Source organism: Streptomyces sp. NPDC059994 (assembly GCF_042737755.1).
Lineage (GTDB): Bacteria > Actinomycetota > Actinomycetes > Streptomycetales > Streptomycetaceae > Streptomyces.
Genome location: NZ_JBHWUR010000013.1, coordinates 1 through 15,745, shown reverse-complemented (window position 1 = coordinate 15,745; position 15,745 = coordinate 1). Strand labels below are relative to the sequence as shown.

General features: G+C 71.3%; 14 protein-coding genes and 1 pseudogene. 7 read left to right on the top strand and 8 right to left on the bottom strand.

Annotation, left to right across the window (positions count from 1 at the left end):
* The first annotated feature begins 2 nt into the window (after positions 1-2).
* Entirely contained in the window at positions 3-1,094 is a 1,092-nt protein-coding gene (locus ACFWA7_RS09880; RefSeq protein ID WP_385822086.1) for an MBL fold metallo-hydrolase, read from the top strand.
* Positions 1,095-1,558: 464 nt separating this feature from the next.
* Here the strand turns inward: ACFWA7_RS09880 and ACFWA7_RS09875 are convergent, their stop codons facing one another.
* The 8 genes and pseudogenes from ACFWA7_RS09875 to ACFWA7_RS09840 all read right to left on the bottom strand — a co-directional run.
* Positions 1,559-1,768 carry a DUF397 domain-containing protein gene (locus ACFWA7_RS09875; protein WP_385544654.1) on the bottom strand — a complete coding sequence of 70 codons (210 nt, stop codon included), beginning with the start codon at positions 1,766-1,768 and terminating at the stop codon, positions 1,559-1,561.
* 257 nt (positions 1,769-2,025) lie between these two features.
* The gene (locus tag ACFWA7_RS09870) at positions 2,026-2,355 is read right to left on the bottom strand and encodes a hypothetical protein (protein WP_385822084.1); all 330 of its coding nucleotides are present in this window, start codon (positions 2,353-2,355) and stop codon (positions 2,026-2,028) included.
* On the bottom strand, positions 2,352-2,588 hold the full coding sequence (locus ACFWA7_RS09865) for a hypothetical protein (protein ID WP_385544660.1): 237 nt from the start codon (positions 2,586-2,588) through the stop codon (positions 2,352-2,354). The genes ACFWA7_RS09870 and ACFWA7_RS09865 overlap by 4 nt, the downstream gene beginning before the upstream one ends.
* The gene (locus ACFWA7_RS09860) at positions 2,561-2,776 is read right to left on the bottom strand and encodes a hypothetical protein (RefSeq protein ID WP_385822082.1); all 216 of its coding nucleotides are present in this window, start codon (positions 2,774-2,776) and stop codon (positions 2,561-2,563) included. Before ACFWA7_RS09860 ends, ACFWA7_RS09865 begins: the two co-directional genes overlap by 28 nt.
* A gap of 96 nt (positions 2,777-2,872) precedes the next feature.
* Positions 2,873-4,051 carry a helix-turn-helix domain-containing protein gene (locus ACFWA7_RS09855; RefSeq protein ID WP_385544666.1) on the bottom strand — a complete coding sequence of 393 codons (1,179 nt, stop codon included), beginning with the start codon at positions 4,049-4,051 and terminating at the stop codon, positions 2,873-2,875.
* A 99-nt stretch (positions 4,052-4,150) separates the two neighbouring features.
* The gene (locus tag ACFWA7_RS09850) at positions 4,151-5,086 is read right to left on the bottom strand and encodes a major capsid protein (RefSeq protein ID WP_385544669.1); all 936 of its coding nucleotides are present in this window, start codon (positions 5,084-5,086) and stop codon (positions 4,151-4,153) included.
* 1,421 nt (positions 5,087-6,507) lie between these two features.
* Positions 6,508-6,657: an HNH endonuclease gene (locus ACFWA7_RS09845; RefSeq protein ID WP_385822204.1), complete on the bottom strand. Its 150-nt coding sequence runs from the start codon at positions 6,655-6,657 to the stop codon at positions 6,508-6,510.
* 18 nt (positions 6,658-6,675) lie between these two features.
* Positions 6,676-7,392: pseudogene (locus ACFWA7_RS09840) on the bottom strand (recombinase family protein); the annotation flags it as partial.
* A gap of 862 nt (positions 7,393-8,254) precedes the next feature.
* On the opposite strand from ACFWA7_RS09840, the gene ACFWA7_RS09835 reads away from it, so the two are divergent.
* The 6 genes from ACFWA7_RS09835 (at position 8,255) to ACFWA7_RS09810 (ending at position 15,563) form a co-directional block, all read left to right on the top strand.
* The gene (locus ACFWA7_RS09835) at positions 8,255-9,511 is read left to right on the top strand and encodes a prenyltransferase/squalene oxidase repeat-containing protein (protein WP_385822079.1); all 1,257 of its coding nucleotides are present in this window, start codon (positions 8,255-8,257) and stop codon (positions 9,509-9,511) included.
* The gene (locus ACFWA7_RS09830) at positions 9,508-10,185 is read left to right on the top strand and encodes an SCO2322 family protein (protein WP_385822077.1); all 678 of its coding nucleotides are present in this window, start codon (positions 9,508-9,510) and stop codon (positions 10,183-10,185) included. The genes ACFWA7_RS09835 and ACFWA7_RS09830 overlap by 4 nt, the downstream gene beginning before the upstream one ends.
* 675 nt (positions 10,186-10,860) lie before the next feature.
* Positions 10,861-11,943 (top strand): energy-coupling factor transporter transmembrane component T, encoded by a 1,083-nt coding sequence (locus tag ACFWA7_RS09825; protein ID WP_385822202.1) that lies wholly within the window; start codon positions 10,861-10,863, stop codon positions 11,941-11,943.
* Positions 11,940-13,940: an ABC transporter ATP-binding protein gene (locus tag ACFWA7_RS09820; RefSeq protein ID WP_385822075.1), complete on the top strand. Its 2,001-nt coding sequence runs from the start codon at positions 11,940-11,942 to the stop codon at positions 13,938-13,940. The genes ACFWA7_RS09825 and ACFWA7_RS09820 overlap by 4 nt, the downstream gene beginning before the upstream one ends.
* Positions 13,937-14,824 (top strand): ECF transporter S component, encoded by an 888-nt coding sequence (locus ACFWA7_RS09815; protein WP_385822072.1) that lies wholly within the window; start codon positions 13,937-13,939, stop codon positions 14,822-14,824. The genes ACFWA7_RS09820 and ACFWA7_RS09815 overlap by 4 nt, the downstream gene beginning before the upstream one ends.
* A 337-nt stretch (positions 14,825-15,161) precedes the next feature.
* Positions 15,162-15,563, top strand: coding sequence for a transglycosylase SLT domain-containing protein (locus ACFWA7_RS09810; RefSeq protein WP_385544693.1), 402 nt, complete (start codon positions 15,162-15,164; stop codon positions 15,561-15,563).
* The last annotated feature ends 182 nt before the right edge of the window (positions 15,564-15,745 follow it).

Genomic DNA, 15,745 nt, shown 5'->3' with positions numbered 1-15,745 from the left:
CCATGACGCAGGTGACACGGGGGACGCGGGTGGGCGAGCACGGCGGGGGCGTCCGCTCCATCGAGGTGCCCATCCCGGACAACCCCCTCGGCCACACGCTGGTGTACGTCGTCGACACCGACCGGGGCCCGGTCCTGATCGACACGGGATGGGACGACCCGGCGTCCTGGGACACGCTGACGGACGGGCTGCGGCAGATCGGAACGGACATCGCCGACATCCACGGGGTGGTGCTCACCCACCACCACCCCGACCACCACGGGCTCTCCGGCCGGGTACGGGAGGCGTCCGGCGCGTGGCTCGCGATGCACGCGGCGGACACGGCGGTCGTACGGCGCACCCGGGAAGCCGAACCGGGGGCGTGGCTCGACTACTTGACGGAGAAGCTGACGGCGGTGGGGGCGCCGCAGGACCACCTCGCGCCGCTGCGGGCGGCGCGGGCGCGGGGGTCCGGCCGGGTGCTGCCGGGCCTGCGGGCGGCGCTCCCCGACCGCGAGATCGTCCCCGGCGACCTGCTCCCGCTGCCGGGCCGCCGGCTGCGGGCGATCTGGACACCGGGCCACACGCCGGGCCACGTCTGCCTCCACCTGGAGGAACGGCATCCGTCCGACCGCCCCGGCCACGGCCGCCTGTTCTCGGGCGACCACCTGCTGCCCGGGATCACCCCGCACATCGGACTGTACGAGGACCCCGACGACGCGACGGTGACGGACCCCCTCGGCGACTACGTCTCGTCCCTGGAGCGGGTGGGGCGGCTGGGGGTGGCGGAGGTGCTTCCCGCCCACCAGTACGCGTTCACGGACGCGGCTGGGCGTGTCCGGGCGCTCCTGGCCCACCACGAGTCCCGCCTCGCGGACCTGCTGGCGCTGCTGGCAGCGGAGCCGCTGACCCCGTGGCAACTGGCGGTCCGCATGGAGTGGAACCGCCCCTGGGAGGAGATCCCCCACGGCTCCCGCAACATCGCGGTGTCGGAGGCGGAGGCGCATGTGCGGCGGCTGGTGAAGCTGGGGCGGGCGGAGGGGGTACCGGGCGCACCGCTGTCCTACCGAGCGGTGGATCCCCCCACCCCACCCGTTCCCGATGCTCGGAAGTAGGTGTTCTGGAGGATAGGGGCTGGTCAGGAGACAAGGAAGCCCCATTCGGCACTGTGGCCGAACGGGGCTGGTCCCTGTCTGATCTAGGTCTACGCGCAGAACGAAGACCCTACGGCGGCCACGATCCGCCCTGCCTGGTCGTCGGTGAGGCTCGGCACCGTGCCGCAGCGTGGCACGTACGTCCGGGACCGGGTGCCGGGGCCGGACACCAGGGCGGCGAGTAGCCCCGGCCAGCACGCATGGGTACGTGCCGACCGGGGCCGTTGCGGGACTCAGCGGTTCAGGTCCCGGTGCTCCTCCAGCGTTCGCAGCCCAGGGGCCAGGAAGTTTCGCACCCCAGAGCAACGGCGCTCATCAGGAAGCACCCATGTGTGCCAACACGACAGGCAGCAGACCACCCGCATGTGCTCCGGATCTGTCTCCGTGCTGCCGCCGCATCGTGGGCACCGCTGCATGGGGTCTCCCTATGCCGACAAGTCGAACTCGCCCAGCTTGGCACCGCCCAGGAAGTCGGTCCACTCAACCGCTGTGAACTCGATCGTGTGGCCAGTCTCGGAGTTGCGGATGGCCACCTTGCCGGGGACGTTGGTCGCCACCTCGACACAGCGTCGGTCGTTCGGGTCGTACTTGCACACGCTGGACGTGTGGAACTCGAATTCAGGTCGCTCAGCCATCGTGCGTTGCCTCCCGTCGAAGAACGGGGAGTCGGTCCCCGCGCCGTCGTGCACTTGCTGACCCGCCCGGCCGTCTCCGCTTCACGGGGCGTGCGACCGGACGGGGGCTTGCCCCGAACCCCGGCCGGGACGGGCCCCCTCGTGACAGTGGGCCTTACCGGGGGCCGGGAGTCTTCAGAGGCGAGCCGCTATGAGGGCCACGGTGCCGAGCCACGCGACGGCAGCCAGGGTGACGCCCAGGGCCTCAAGGACGCACCTCACGTCTCCGCCCGCGTGTGCTGTGGCTCACTCTCTACGGGACCCTTGGCCGCCCGCTCCAGAGCGTTGATCTTCACTCGCCGTTCCTGCTCGGCTTGGTTGTCGAGCACCACGCACGCCATGTCTTCCAGGCAGCGCGCGAAGATCGCGTGACCGGTCTCGGCGGTGTGGGACATCAGCGCCACCGCCCCCGCCTCAAGGTCCGGCGACGGGGCGAGCTCCCAGCGACACCCGCTGCCACTCATGCAGCGGGCCGTCATGGTCACCTCGCTGTCAGGGTGGCGCAGCACCTTGTAGACCACCGCACGCAACGTGCTGCGGGCACTCACCGCTTGCTCACTCTCACGATCCGGGCGCGCAGCCGGTCAAGCTCGTTCGGCGGGCGAAACACCTCGGCTTCCCACGTCTCCCCACCCTTGAGCGGTGACAGCGTGACCGTGCGCGTGTCCGCGTCCCATGCGACGGCTTCCCCGAGCCGCCCGCGCTGCGTGTCCTTGACCAGTACCCCCGGAGCGGGAACCCACGGGGCCGCCATCAGCGCGACCCGACCGGCGTCGTCCACACACGTGCTCGCTCCACCTCAGCGGTGGTCGGCCGCCTCAACGCTTCCGGCTGAACGGCCCACTCGACCCCACCGCCGGGCGGAACGAGGTACGCGCTGCCCTTGAACAGGCGGCGTACCTCTCCGATCCGGTTGTCTGCCGTGTCCACCGCGTAACTCCCCCGGGTGGGGGTCCACTTCTCGGACATGCTCTCTCGCCGTCCCCTCGCTGTGGTCTCTCACACGACCATCGGACGGCAACATCCCCCAGACAATTGGGAGTTTGGGGGCTCCCTGGAGGGAAGTCACATATCCGCAGGCAGGCTTACCGCGTCGGCAAGTTCCCGGATCTCAGGGGTCAACCGCCTACGCTTTCGCACCACCTTGCCGAGGATGTCTCGCGCGAACCGCTGGTTCGGCAGCCACTCGGGGGAGTTCCGGCGAATCTCGGTCAGCTTCTCGACAGCGCGCCCATAGTTCCGTAGCTCAACCTCGGCGTTCGCCACGTCGAGTAGGTGACGGTTCCAGTTGTTCGACGTGGGGCGGAGCCCACCAGCGGGCACGAGAGAGGCCAGCCGTAGCACCTCGTCGGGGCGCTGCACGACCGACGCGTTTTCGGCCCGCTTCATCGCTACCGTGGTCGGCCCGAACGTCCGTAGGAAGTCACCGCCGGGCGCGTGCTCCCGTCCCAGCGCAACAGCGGCAGCGTGGGCCAGGCGGAGCGCGTCAGCGGCGTCCCCGGGCCGCTCGTCCCGCACGCTGGCAGCCGACACCCTCAGCAGCGCCCAGCCCCACGCGGACAGCTCATCCGGCGTCGCTCTGGAAATCCGAGGTTCAAGGTCGTCGGCCCAGCGGACAGACAGTTCACGGGCCTCCGCTAGCCGCCCTTGGCGGAGAAGTAGCCAGCACTGAGTGTTGACCGTGGCGGCCCCTTCGAGCTTGTCGGCGGCATCGTCCAAGGCGCGCGATAGGGCCACGTCTGCGGCCTCGAACTGGCGGGTCTGGACCATGAGCCATCCGGCGAGCTGCAAGAGCCGCACACGGACGGTCCGGCCCTCCGCGCCAAGTAGTTCAGCCTCGCGTAGCAGCGGGGGCAGTACGGCGGCCAACTCTGCGAACTGATCACCTGAGAACAGGGGGGTCACGTCCCGTACGAGGGCCTTTACGCCCGCAACGGTCGGCGGTACCTCACCCGGGACCAATACCGGGGGCGGACCCATGAGAGCAGCGCGTACGCCCGTCCAACGGTCCACGGTGGCAACGTCCGGGTTACCGGCCTCGGTGTGGTCTCCCTGTAGGTAGCTCGTTGTCGTGCGCAGGGGGACGGCCAGCTTTCGTAGCGTCTCCAGTCGGGTCGTGCCGCCCCTTCCCTGCTCCAGGTTCTCAACAGTCCGGAACGACACCCCAGACGCCTTGGCTAGCTCGCGCTGCGTGAGGTCTGCGCGCTTGCGGAGTTCCCTCACCCGATCCCCGACAGTGCTCATGTCCGCAGCGTACGCCCGGCAGACGGCCCCGGACATGACGAATCCCCCGCACCCGCCGCCCCGAAGGGCGACGAGCGCGGGGGCTCTCGTGGTGTCGGGTCAGCCGGCGAGGACGTTGGTCAGGCGTGCGGCGGCCTTCCCGCCGAACAGGGCGAGGCCGCAGTAAAAGTCAATGCGGGTGCGGTAGACGGGCTTGTCGTGGGACTCACCCAAGTCGGTGGCCTGAACCCCGCCGTTGGTCAGGCCGGTGACTCCAGCGTCGGCCTCGGTGGAGCCGAACCGAACAGCGTAGATGTCGCCGGTCTGCTTGCCGCCCGTTCCGGCGGTCATCGGGAGTACATCGGTGCCGTCCAGCTTCTGCCCGGCGTCCAGCAGCGGAATGCCCTTCCACGTCACGGTGCGCTTCCCGGCTATCTCGGCCGAGAGAAGTTCGGCACCGCCGAGCCGCCGGAAACCGGACTCGATCTTCGCCCGGAGCGCGGCGTTCATGTAGAGCGCGCCGTTCGAACCGCTGATGCCTCGCACCTGGGCGACCAGCGCGTCCAACGCATCAAAGAAGTCATGCCCGTTGACCACCGGACCGACGCCCTTCGCGTCCAGGACCTGACCGCCGAGCAGGCGCTTGCGCAGACCGTCAAAGCCCTTCGGGTTCACCTCCACATCGCCGTTGAAGAACTGGTCCGAGAAGTGAATGGAGGCCGCCTTGACCTTCATGATGATCTGAATGGCCCGCTGGTCGTTGATGTTGCCCCGGGTCTGCGCGATGAACTTGTCCACGTCGGCATCCCCACCGAGGATGGCAAGCGTCTCGATCCGCTGGTTCAGCGTTCCCGTGCTCTCCGGGTACGCCTCGTTCACACTCCGGAAGGAAACCCCGGGAAGGGTGGATTCCTCGTTGTACCGGTAGGCATTGCCCGCCACCTGTATCAGCGGAAGTCGGTCCAGGATCGGCGACTCCTGAACGAACGTTTCGATCACACCGCGCTGAAGCTGGTCAAGTGAGAGCTTCGCGGATTCGGCAAGAGTCAAAGACACGAGTAATTCCTCAATTCGGTTTGGATAAATGAAAGGGTGCCACTAATACTTGCTGGCGACGCCCACAGAAACGGCCTAATCAGCCATGCGAGTTTTTTGCCTCCCGCCCGATCTTTTGGGCGGGAGGAGGGGAGTGCCCCCCTGGTCGGAACGGTATTTATGTCCGAATTGGCTTCGCATTTGCGGCTGCCCAACCACCAGGTTGGCGTTTCGCGGTCTCCTTGTTGTGGCACTGCGTGCACAGCGGACGAAGCCTGTTGAACGCGTTCGGATCGGCCACCCGTTGCGCCACCAACTCACGCCGAGACAAAGGGAAGTGGTCCGCGACCGTGGCCGCGCGACCACACAGCAGACACCACGGGTTGCGGTACAGGTACGCCTTACGAATGCGCTGCCAACGCGTCGTATAGCCCGTTCAGCACTCGTCCCACGCTGCTGCTCGGCCTCGCGTCGGTGAGCCTCACAGCGGCCACCAGCGCGGGTCAGTTCGGGGCAACCGGGGACAGAGCACGGGGGGCGGGGTCTTCGGGGCATGGAGGGCCTTCCGTTCGGATGGGCGGGACCCAACACGCACCGCACCGGCACGGCGTGACAAAGCGAGGGGTCCCGAGTTACTACCCAAAGGCGATATCAACGGGTGAATAGGTCACATTGACGAGAATTAGTGACACTGAGTGCCGCCTTTAAGCCCAATGGTGAGCCCCGAGTGCACTCTCCGGCGCGATCTCGGGGATGGTGAAGCCACGGGACCGACCCCAAACGCCCCTGCCAGACACCAACCTGACGGAGGACCAGCTAATGAGCCCAAACCGCACGACACCGGCGCTGGACATCCGTATCGGTGGATTTCGCATGACACTTCAGCGCGTACCCGCTTGGCTAATCACGCTCGTAACCACAGCCATAGGCACCGGGGCCGCCTGGTGGACGGGCCGCTAGCCCGCCGTCCCGAACTCCGTGTGCGCCTTGGACTGATGGGGCCCGTGGCACCACGCCCACCAGTGGTCGGCTCGGGGCCCCGGGGACAGAGCACGGGGGGTCTTCGGGGCATGCGGGCCACCTCCATCAGGCGGGGACAAGGTCAACAACGCTGCCCATCACGGCCCTGACCTCAAGAAAAGCTCAGATCAATCATGTGGTTGCGGTGCACAACCCGCGCTCCTCCGTGAGACAGTGCGGCAACGCCGACCGGTCCGCCGCCCCTTGTCCGCAGGGGCCCGCATAGATCTCGTCCTTGTTGTTCGGGGGCGCCCTTGCCTGCCCGGAGGAAGTCATGACCAAGCACACCCCTGCCCTCCCTGAGACTGACCCGCCCGCGCTCGAACTTCGCTGCGGCGTACTGCACTTGACGGTGCAGCGCGTTCCTGCGTGGCTGGTGGCAGCCCTCGCCACAACCACAGGAAGCGGGCTCGCCGCATGGATCACGTCGCGCTAGCCCCGAACTCCGTACGCGTCTTCAGCCCATGGCAGCCGTGGCACAGCACCTGAACGTTGCTGTCTACGTCCTCGCCACCGAGCGACAGCGGGCGCACGTGGTCCACGTCCACCCCGTCAGCGGGGAAGGCGCCCATGCACCAGTCGCACCAGGCGTCAGCGTTCAGCATCCGAGCGATAGTGAGCGGGCTCTTCCCGGCCACCAGCGCGGCAATGATCCGCTCAATCACCGTGACCGCTACCGGGTCCGGGACGAGCGTCCAGCCCACCCCGCCATGTTCGGCGGGCATCGGGGCGGGCAGGTAGCCGTACGCGGGCTGTCCTCCGCCACGCCACCGAAGCGGCATCTTGCGCATGGCCGCTTGTGCGCCGGTCACGCGGTCGCTGGTGGACTGGGACTCGACCTGTGCCGCGAACGCGAGCATGAGCATCATGAGCTCGGACATGGGGTCGAGCGGGTTGCGGAAGTCGAAGACGAGCCGACCCCCGCCGATGCCTTCGGCGAACACGATCATCTTGCGGTGCTGCTTCGCCCACTTCGCAAGCTCGTGCATGTCCTGCATCGAGCGGATGGCGCGGTCGAAGCGCCAGAAGACAAGGGCGCCGAAGTCGTCGGGGCGCTTCAGCCACTCGCCGAGCTGCGGACGCTCGAAGGGGCCGACCTTGGACGCGGACACGTCCAGGTCGACCGCTTCGCGCAGCGCGTCACCCTCACAAAAATCAATCCCGAGGGCTGCCGCCGCTATGTCGTCGGCTTCACGCTGACGCTCAGGGCTGGTCGTCTCATCCGTCCGCACCGACAGACGGACACACCGCACACCCCGCAGGGTCTCGGCGAAGACTGTTCCTAGGGTTCCGTTGCTCTCTTCCATGCTCCTTGTGGAGAGCGGAGATTGCTTCGACTCTGGGACCAGCGAGGATGCCGCCATAACTCGATCACTCCAGAACACGGAATCTGGAGCATCGGGGGTTCCCTGAACCCTCCGGGGGTGGGTGGGTGGTTGAGGCGGCCCTCCCGGGGGCTGCACCCCCGGCCCCCCGGGCGGGGCTCCGCCCCGGGCCCCCTCGCGGGGCCTGCACCCCACTACGGGGCCTGCGCCCCCGCCCCCGCTCGGGGCTCCGCCCCGGCCCCCGTTCATCCGCAGGCCGCCTATGGCCGGTCGCGCAGTTCCCCGCCCCCCAGAAGGAGCCCGCTCCTCGCACCCCGGAGGGGCTGGAGGTGCCCAAGGGGCGCGGGGAACTGCGCGACCAGCCCCCACCGGTCCGCAGCCGACGCACCCGGCCGCCCGGCTGAGGGCTTTCGGGAAGGGGCGGGGTGGGGGATACACCCGCCGCAGGCGGAGCAGCCGCCCCGGACAAGTCGGCCCGGACAAGTCGGCCCGGACACAAGTCGGCCCGGGCGGAGCCCCGGCGGGGCCCCGGCAGGGCCCCGGCAGGGGGCCCCCGGCCGGGAACACGGCGGCCGGTACAGTGGGCGCGTCGTCCATGACCGTACGGGGGGAATCCGGCGCTGACCCTTCCCCAGGCTCTCGACCCCGCTCGAACAGGGGAGACCTCCATCCGTAAGCCCGCCCAGACCACGGCGCGCAAGCCGGATCGCCCCGACGGACATGACCGGCTCAACGGTCACGGCAAGCCGCCGATGACCGGCCCCGTCGAGGTACACGGAGCCGGAGCCGGCGTGCCCCCGCGCCCGCCTGCCGCCCGGCCCCCGCAGGAGAGGCACCGCCCGCCATGACCGTACGCCGCTGCGCCGCAGCGCTCGCCGCCGCCGCCACCGTCGTCCTCGGCGCCGCCGCCCCGGCCGCCTTCGCCGACGGCACGGCGCCGTCCTCCTCCCCCGCCGCGACCCTCCCGCAGGGGCTGTACGGGACGAAGGACCCCGCGTACGACGGCGTCTGGCGGCAGTCGCTCGCCCTGCTCGCCCAGAGCACGGTCGGCGTGAAGCCCGCCGCGCAGGCGGTGACGTGGCTGACCGGGCAGCAGTGCGACACCGGCGCGTTCGCCTCGTACCGCCTCGACGCCACCAAGCCGTGCGACGCGAAGACGATGCTCGACACCAACGCCACGGCCGCCGCCGTCCAGGCCCTCGTGGCCCTCGGCGACCGCACCGACGCCGTGAAGAAGGGCGTCTCCTGGCTGAAGACCGTGCAGAACGACGACGGCGGCTGGGCCTACAACCCCGGCGGCAAGAGCGACGCCAACTCCACCTCCGTCGTGATCGGCGCCCTCGCCGCCGCCGGTGAGAAGCCCGCCGACGCCAAGTCCGCCAAGGGCGGCAAGTCGCCGCTGGACGCGCTGCTCACGTTCGCGATGCCGTGCGACAGCACGCCGGGCTCGGGCGCGTTCGCGTACCAGCCGGACCTCAAGACCGCGAAGCTGTACGCGAACGCCGACGCCAGCGCCGCCGCCGTGACCGCCTCGTACGGCAAGGGCCTCGCCGCCACCGCCGGCAACCCCGACGCCAAGGGCACCACCTGCGAGAAGGCGGCCACGCCGGAGCAGGCCGCGCACAACGGCGCCGCGTACCTGGCCAGGACCATGGCCAAGTCGGGTCACCTCAACTCCGCGATGCCGGGCGCCGAGGGCCAGCCCGACTACGGCAACACCGCCGACGCCGTCGTCGCCCTCGCCGCCGACGGCCAGGAGGCCCAGGCCAAGGCGTCCCTGCAGTGGCTGGAGAAGAACGCGTCCGGCTGGGCCAAGGAGAACGGCCCGGCCGCCTACGCCCAGCTCCTCCTCGCCACGAACGCCACCGGCGCCGACCCGAGGAACTTCGGCGGCGCGGACCTGGTGTCCCAGCTGAACGCGACGGGCCCGACCCCGGCGGGAACGCAGGCAGCCGACCAGAGCAAGTCGGCGGCCAAGTCCGACGAGAAGAAGGACGACTCCTCCGGTATGTCCGTGTGGTGGATCGTCGGCGTGTTCTTCGTGGCGAGCGTGGGCGTCGGCTTCCTGGTGAGCGCGCGCAAGAAGAACGCTCAGAAGTGAAGCCGCACCGCCTCCCGGCCGTCACCGGCCTCGCCCTCGCGCTGACGCTCGGCGCGGGGGCGGTGGCGGGATCCGCCGAGGCGTCGGGGTACCGGTACTGGTCGTTCTGGGACCGCCAGGGCACGGCCTGGACGTACGCCACACAGGGCCCGGCCACCGCGCACCCCTCGGACGGCGACGTCCAGGGCTTCCGCTTCGCGGTCAGCGCGGACTCCAAGGACGCGGCGACCCCGCGTTCGGCGCCGACGTTCGCGCAGGTGTGCGCGTCGACGCCCGCGAAGCCGGGCCGCAAGCGGGTCGCCCTGGCCCTCGACTTCGGCACCCCGCAGGACGCCCCGGGCGGCGAGACGCCCCCGGCGGCGCGTACGGCGTGCGCGCAGGTCCCCGAGGACGCGACGACGGCGGACGCCCTGGCCGCGGTGGCCAAGCCGCTCCGCTACAACAGCGCGGCCCTGCTCTGTGCGATCGCGGGCTACCCGCACGCGGGCTGCGGCGAACAGGTGTCGGGCAAGACGGACACCTCGAAGCCCGCCGAGCAGTCGGCCGAGCAGTCGGCCGAGCCGAAGAAGACGTCCGACTCCGGCCCGTCCCTGGGCCTGATGGCAGGCATCGCGGCGATCGTTACGCTGGCCGCAGCAGCAGTCTGGCAATCCCGCCGCCGCCACCGCGACTGACCACGTCACCAGATGCCCACCAACGACGATCTCCCGCAGCCGCCAACGGCGCCCCACGGGGAGCCCCGCCCGACCGCCACGGTCGGCACTCCCACCCACACACCACAGCCGCCAACAACGTCCGGCCCCCACGAGGAACCCCGCACCGGCGAACCCCCCACCACGAGCGGCACTCCCACCCACACACCACAGCCGCCAACGACGCCGGGCCCCCACGAGGAGCCCCGCACCGGCGAACCCCCCGCCACCGGCGGCACTCCCACCCACGCCCCGCAGCCGCCGACGACGCCGGGCCCCCAGGAGGAGCCCCGCACCGGCGAACCCCCCGCCACGGTCGGCACTCCCACCCACACACCGCAGCCGCCAACAACGCCGGGCCCCCACGAGGAGCCCCGCACCTGCCCGCCCACTCGCACGGGCGGAGCGGGCGGTGGGTACGACAACCCGGCCGAAGGCCGGGTGGCCGGCCACGGCCCGCAGCCGCCGACGGCGACCGCCCCCCGCAGAGGGCCCCGCACGGGCGGTGCGGCGGGGAACACCGGCCCGGCCGAAGGCAGGGCGTACCCACGACGGCCCGCGGCCGACACCCGCCGCACCCCACGGCCCGCGGCCAACCGAAGCCGCACCCCGAAGCGCGTAGCACCCCGTACCCCCTACGCCACCCGGGCCAACGCCCTGCACCCAGGCGCGTGGTGGCTCTGGGCCATAGGTCTGGCCACCGCCGCGTCCCGCACCACCAATCCCCTCCTCCTCGCCCTGCTCGTCGCCGTCGCCGGCTACGTCGTCGCCGCGCGCAGGACCGACGCCCCCTGGGCCCGCTCGTACACCGCGTTCGTCAAGCTCGGCCTCGCCGTCGTCGCCATCCGGCTCGTCTTCAACGTCGCCCTCGGCTCGCCGATCCCCGGCACCCACACCCTCCTCACGCTCCCCGAGGCCCCCCTCCCGGAGTGGGCGAAGGGCATCCGTATCGGCGGCCGCGTCACCGCCGAGGGCATGCTCTTCGCGCTGTACGACGGCGCCCGGCTCGCCACCCTCCTCATCTGCGTCGGCGCCGCGAACGCCCTCGCCAACCCGGCCCGCCTCCTCAAGTCCCTCCCGGGCGCCCTGTACGAGGCGGGCGTGGCCGTCGTCGTCGCGATGACGTTCGCGCCGAACATGGTCGCCGACGTCTCCCGCCTGCGCACCGTCCGCCGTCTGCGCGGCCGCCCCACCGGCGGCATCAAGGCGATCCTCCAGATCGGCCTGCCGGTCCTGGAGGGCGCCCTGGAGCGCTCGGTCGCCGTCGCCGCCTCGATGGACGCCCGCGGTTACGGCCGCACCGCGCACGTACCGCCCGCCGTCCGCCACACCACCACCGTCCTCACCCTCGGCGGACTCCTCGGCGTCTGCGCCGGTACGTACGCACTCCTCGCCGCCGAAGGCGCCCGCTACGGCCTGCCCGTCCTGCTCACCGGCCTCGCCGCCGCCCTCGCGGGCCTGCGCCTGGGCGGCCGCCGCTCGGTCCGCACCCGTTACCGCCCCGACCGCTGGGGCGCCCGCGCCTGGCTGGTGGCCGGTTCCGGTGCGGCGGTGGCGGCCGCGATGATCTGGGCGGGTACGTACGCTCCGGACGCCCTGCACCCGGGCGTGGTCCCGCTCACCGCCCCCGCGCTCCCCCTCTGGCCCGCCCTCGCCACCCTCCTCGGCCTGCTCCCGGCCTTCGTGACCCCCGCGCCCCAGGCACCCCAGACGCCCCAGGCACCCCAGGAGTCAAAATGATCCGCTTCGAAGAGGTGTCGGTCACCTACGAGGGCCACGCCACCCCCACCATCCAGCAAGTCCAACTCACCGTCCCCGAGGGCGAGTTGGTCCTCCTCGTCGGCCCCTCCGGAGTCGGCAAGTCGACGCTCCTCGGTACGGTCTCGGGCCTGGTCCCCCACTTCACCGGCGGGACCCTGCGCGGCCGCGTGACGGTCGACGGCCGCGACACCCGTACCCACAGGCCGCGCGAACTCGCCGACCTGGTCGGCACGGTGGGCCAGGACCCGCTCGCCCACTTCGTCACCGACACGGTCGAGGACGAGCTGGCGTACGGCATGGAGTCGCTGGGCCTCGCCCCGCACGTGATGCGCCGCCGCGTCGAGGAGACCCTCGACCTGCTGGGCCTCGCGGACCTCCGCGACCGCCCGATCGCCACGCTCTCCGGCGGCCAGCAGCAGCGCGTGGCGATCGGCTCGGTCCTGACCCCGCACCCCAAGGTCCTGGTCCTGGACGAGCCGACGTCGGCGCTCGACCCGGCGGCGGCGGAGGAGGTCCTGTCCGTACTGCAACGGCTGGTCCACGACCTCGGCACGACGGTACTGATGGCGGAGCACCGCCTGGAGCGCGTGATCCAGTACGCCGACCGTGTCCTCCTGCTCCCGTCCCCGTCCGCGCCCCCGGTCCTGGGCACCCCCGCGGAAATCATGGCGGTCTCCCCGGTGCACCCCCCGGTGGTAACCCTGGGCCGCCTGGCAGGCTGGCACCCCCTCCCCTTGTCGGTACGAGACGCCCGCCGCAGGTCAAACGACCTCCGAGCCCGCTTGGCGGCAAAGCCCCCACACGCCGACTCCGCCACGCCGCACCCGCCGACGGCGCCCGCCCCCCACGGAGAGCCCCACACCGACGCACCCCCCACCACAGGCGGCACTCCCCCCCACGCCCCGCACCCGCCGACGGCGCCCGGCCCCCACGGAGAGCCCCACACGGGCGGAGCGGGTGGGTACGACAACCCGGCCGAAGGCCGGGTGCCCACCGCGGCCCCGCACCCGCCGACGGCGCCCGCCCCCCACGGGAAGACCCGCACCGGCGAACCCGCCGTCACGGGCGGTGCGGGTGGGAACACCGGTCCGGCCGGAGGCCGGGTGCCCACCCGCCGGCCCGCGCTGGAAAACACCAGCCGCCTCCGCGCGGCGCTCCGCCTTCGCCGAGGCACAAAGGCAGCAAAGGCAACAAGGGCAACAAGGGCAAAACAGCCCGCCGCGGCGGCAACCGCCACCATCAGAGAACTCGGCGTACGCCGAGCCCGTATAGACGCCCTCCGCCACATCACCCTCACCGTCACCCCCGGCGAAACCCTCGCCCTCATGGGGCGGAACGGCGCCGGCAAGTCCACCCTCCTCAACACCCTCGTCGGCATGATCGAGCCCACCACCGGCACGGTGACCGTCAACGGCCGCACCCCGCACCGCACACCCCCGCGCGAGCTGATCCGCGAGGTCGGCCTCGTACCGCAGGAGCCGCGCGACCTGCTGTTCGCGGACACGGTCGAGGCCGAGTGCGCGGCGGCCGACGCGGACGCCGAGGCGACCCCCGGCACCTGCCGCGACCTCGTCTCCGCCCTGCTGCCCGGTGTGCCCGACGCCACCCACCCCCGTGACCTCTCCGAGGGCCAGCGCCTCGCCCTCGCGCTGGCGATCGTGCTGACCGGCCGCCCCCCGCTGCTCCTGCTGGACGAGCCGACCCGCGGTCTGGACTACGCGGCGAAGGCGCGCCTCGCGGATGTGCTGCGGGACCTCGCCGCCGAGGGCCACGCGATCGTCCTGGCCACGCACGACGTGGAGCTGGCCGCGGAGATCGCCCATCGGGTGGTGATCCTGGCCGACGGCGAGGTGGTCGCGGACGGCCCGACGGCCGACGTGGTCGTCTCCTCGCCCTCCTACGCCCCCCAGGTCTCCAAGATCCTGGCCCCGGACCCGTGGCTCACGGTCACCCAGGTACGCGAGGCCCTGGCATGACGGCGCCACCCCGAACAGCACACGGGCCCCACACCCCCCAGGCAAAGGCCGTCCGCCTCGGCCCGCGCGGGGTCGTCGCCCTCGCCCTCATCACCCTCGTCGGCGTCGCCGCCTTCGGCTGGCCCCTCCTCGCGGACGAGGATTCCGGGCTCGCCCACTCCCAGGACGCCCCCTGGCTCTTCGCCGCGCTCCTGCCCCTCCTCGTCGGTGTGGTCGTCGCCACCATCGCGGACGAGGACGACGGCATGGACGCCAAGGCCGTCGCCATGCTCGGCGTCCTCGCGGCGGTCGGCGCCGCCCTGCGCCCGCTGGGCGCGGGCACGGCCGGTCTGGAGCCGATGTTCTTCCTGATGGTGCTGAGCGGCCGCGTCCTCGGCCCCGGGTTCGGCTTCGTGCTCGGCTCGGTCACGATGTTCGCGTCCGCCCTGCTCACGGGGGGTGTCGGCCCCTGGATGCCGTTCCAGATGCTGGCGATGGGCTGGTTCACCATGGGCGCCGGGCTGCTCCCGGGCCGGCACCGCCTCCGGGGCCGGGGCGAGCTGGCGATGCTCGCGCTGTACGGCTTCGCGGCGTCCTTCGCGTACGGCACGGTCATGAACCTTCAGGGCTGGACGTACATCGGCGGTATGTCGTCCGGCATCTCCTTCCACCCGGGCGACCCGCTGGGCGAGAACCTGCTGCGCTTCGCCGCGTACTGCGCGACCACCTCGCTGGGCTGGGACCTGGGCAGGGCGGTGCTCACGACGGTCCTGACGTTCACGCTCGGCTCGACCGTGCTGAAGGCGCTCCGCAGGGCCACCCGGCGCGCCGCCTTCGAGGCCCAGGTCACATTCGACGGGTCCCCCTCGGAGGCCCAGGTCACATCCGGGCGGCCCCCGGGGTGAGGCCCCCCACAGGACCTGCGTCACATACGACCCGTAATAGTTGCTTTATACGGCCCATATAAAGCCATAAATAACCCTTCCGACCAGCCGTTTCTCCCCCACCCCCCACCCGGGCCGTTCCACCCCGGATGCGAGGACCACTAGTACCAGGGGTCGTTGCATCGGCTCCTCGGGGTGGCTAAAACTGGTGCAGTCGCCGGGCACCGCCTGGCCCGTCACCCGGGCCGCGGAAGCCCTCGCAGGACGAAAAACCCTTGCTCCTCCCGGGAGTTCATGTGGCTCTCCGGAGCTGCCACCTGCTCCGCGACAGCCCATGCCCCCGAAGTTAGGACTCTCTGTGTCGTTCGCCGCCCGTCTCATCGCCCGCAAGAAGTCGATCGCCGCCGGTGCTGCCACGCTGCTCGCCGCCGCCGGTATTGCGGCAGCCGCCGTTCCCGCCCAGGCCGCCCCCATGGGCGCCCAGGACGTGGCGAAGAAGATGATCCCGAGCGCCGCGCAGTTCCAGTGCTTCAGCAACATCGTCAACCACGAGTCCGGCTGGAACATCCACGCGTCCAACCCGTCCAGCGGTGCGTACGGCCTGGTCCAGGCGCTGCCCGGCAACAAGATGGCCACCAAGGGCTCCGACTGGCAGACCAACCCCGCCACCCAGATCGCGTGGGGCCTGGACTACATGAACTCGCGCTACGGCAGCCCGTGTGGCGCCTGGAACTTCTGGCAGCAGAACAGCTGGTACTGAGCCACCAGCTGAGCACAGGCAACGCGAAGCTCCCCGGTAGGAACGCCTACCGAGGGGGCTTCTCCCGTTTCCCCGGGCGGCTGGTTCTCTGTCCGCGGACCGTGCCGGGTCGCTCGCGCAGTTCCCCGCGCCCCTGACCGCCCAGGGGCGCGGGGAACTGCGCGATCAGCCACGCACGGTCC

Coding starts and splice junctions, on each gene's coding strand:
- ACFWA7_RS09835 (WP_385822079.1), top strand. CDS start 8,255: ATGACCGTACGCCGCTGCGCCGCAGCGCTCGCCGCCGCCGCCACCGTC.
- ACFWA7_RS09820 (WP_385822075.1), top strand. CDS start 11,940: ATGATCCGCTTCGAAGAGGTGTCGGTCACCTACGAGGGCCACGCCACC.
- ACFWA7_RS09845 (WP_385822204.1), bottom strand. CDS start 6,657: ATGGGCGCCTTCCCCGCTGACGGGGTGGACGTGGACCACGTGCGCCCG.
- ACFWA7_RS09875 (WP_385544654.1), bottom strand. CDS start 1,768: ATGGCTGAGCGACCTGAATTCGAGTTCCACACGTCCAGCGTGTGCAAG.
- ACFWA7_RS09860 (WP_385822082.1), bottom strand. CDS start 2,776: ATGTCCGAGAAGTGGACCCCCACCCGGGGGAGTTACGCGGTGGACACG.
- ACFWA7_RS09880 (WP_385822086.1), top strand. CDS start 3: ATGACGCAGGTGACACGGGGGACGCGGGTGGGCGAGCACGGCGGGGGC.
- ACFWA7_RS09855 (WP_385544666.1), bottom strand. CDS start 4,051: ATGAGCACTGTCGGGGATCGGGTGAGGGAACTCCGCAAGCGCGCAGAC.
- ACFWA7_RS09815 (WP_385822072.1), top strand. CDS start 13,937: ATGACGGCGCCACCCCGAACAGCACACGGGCCCCACACCCCCCAGGCA.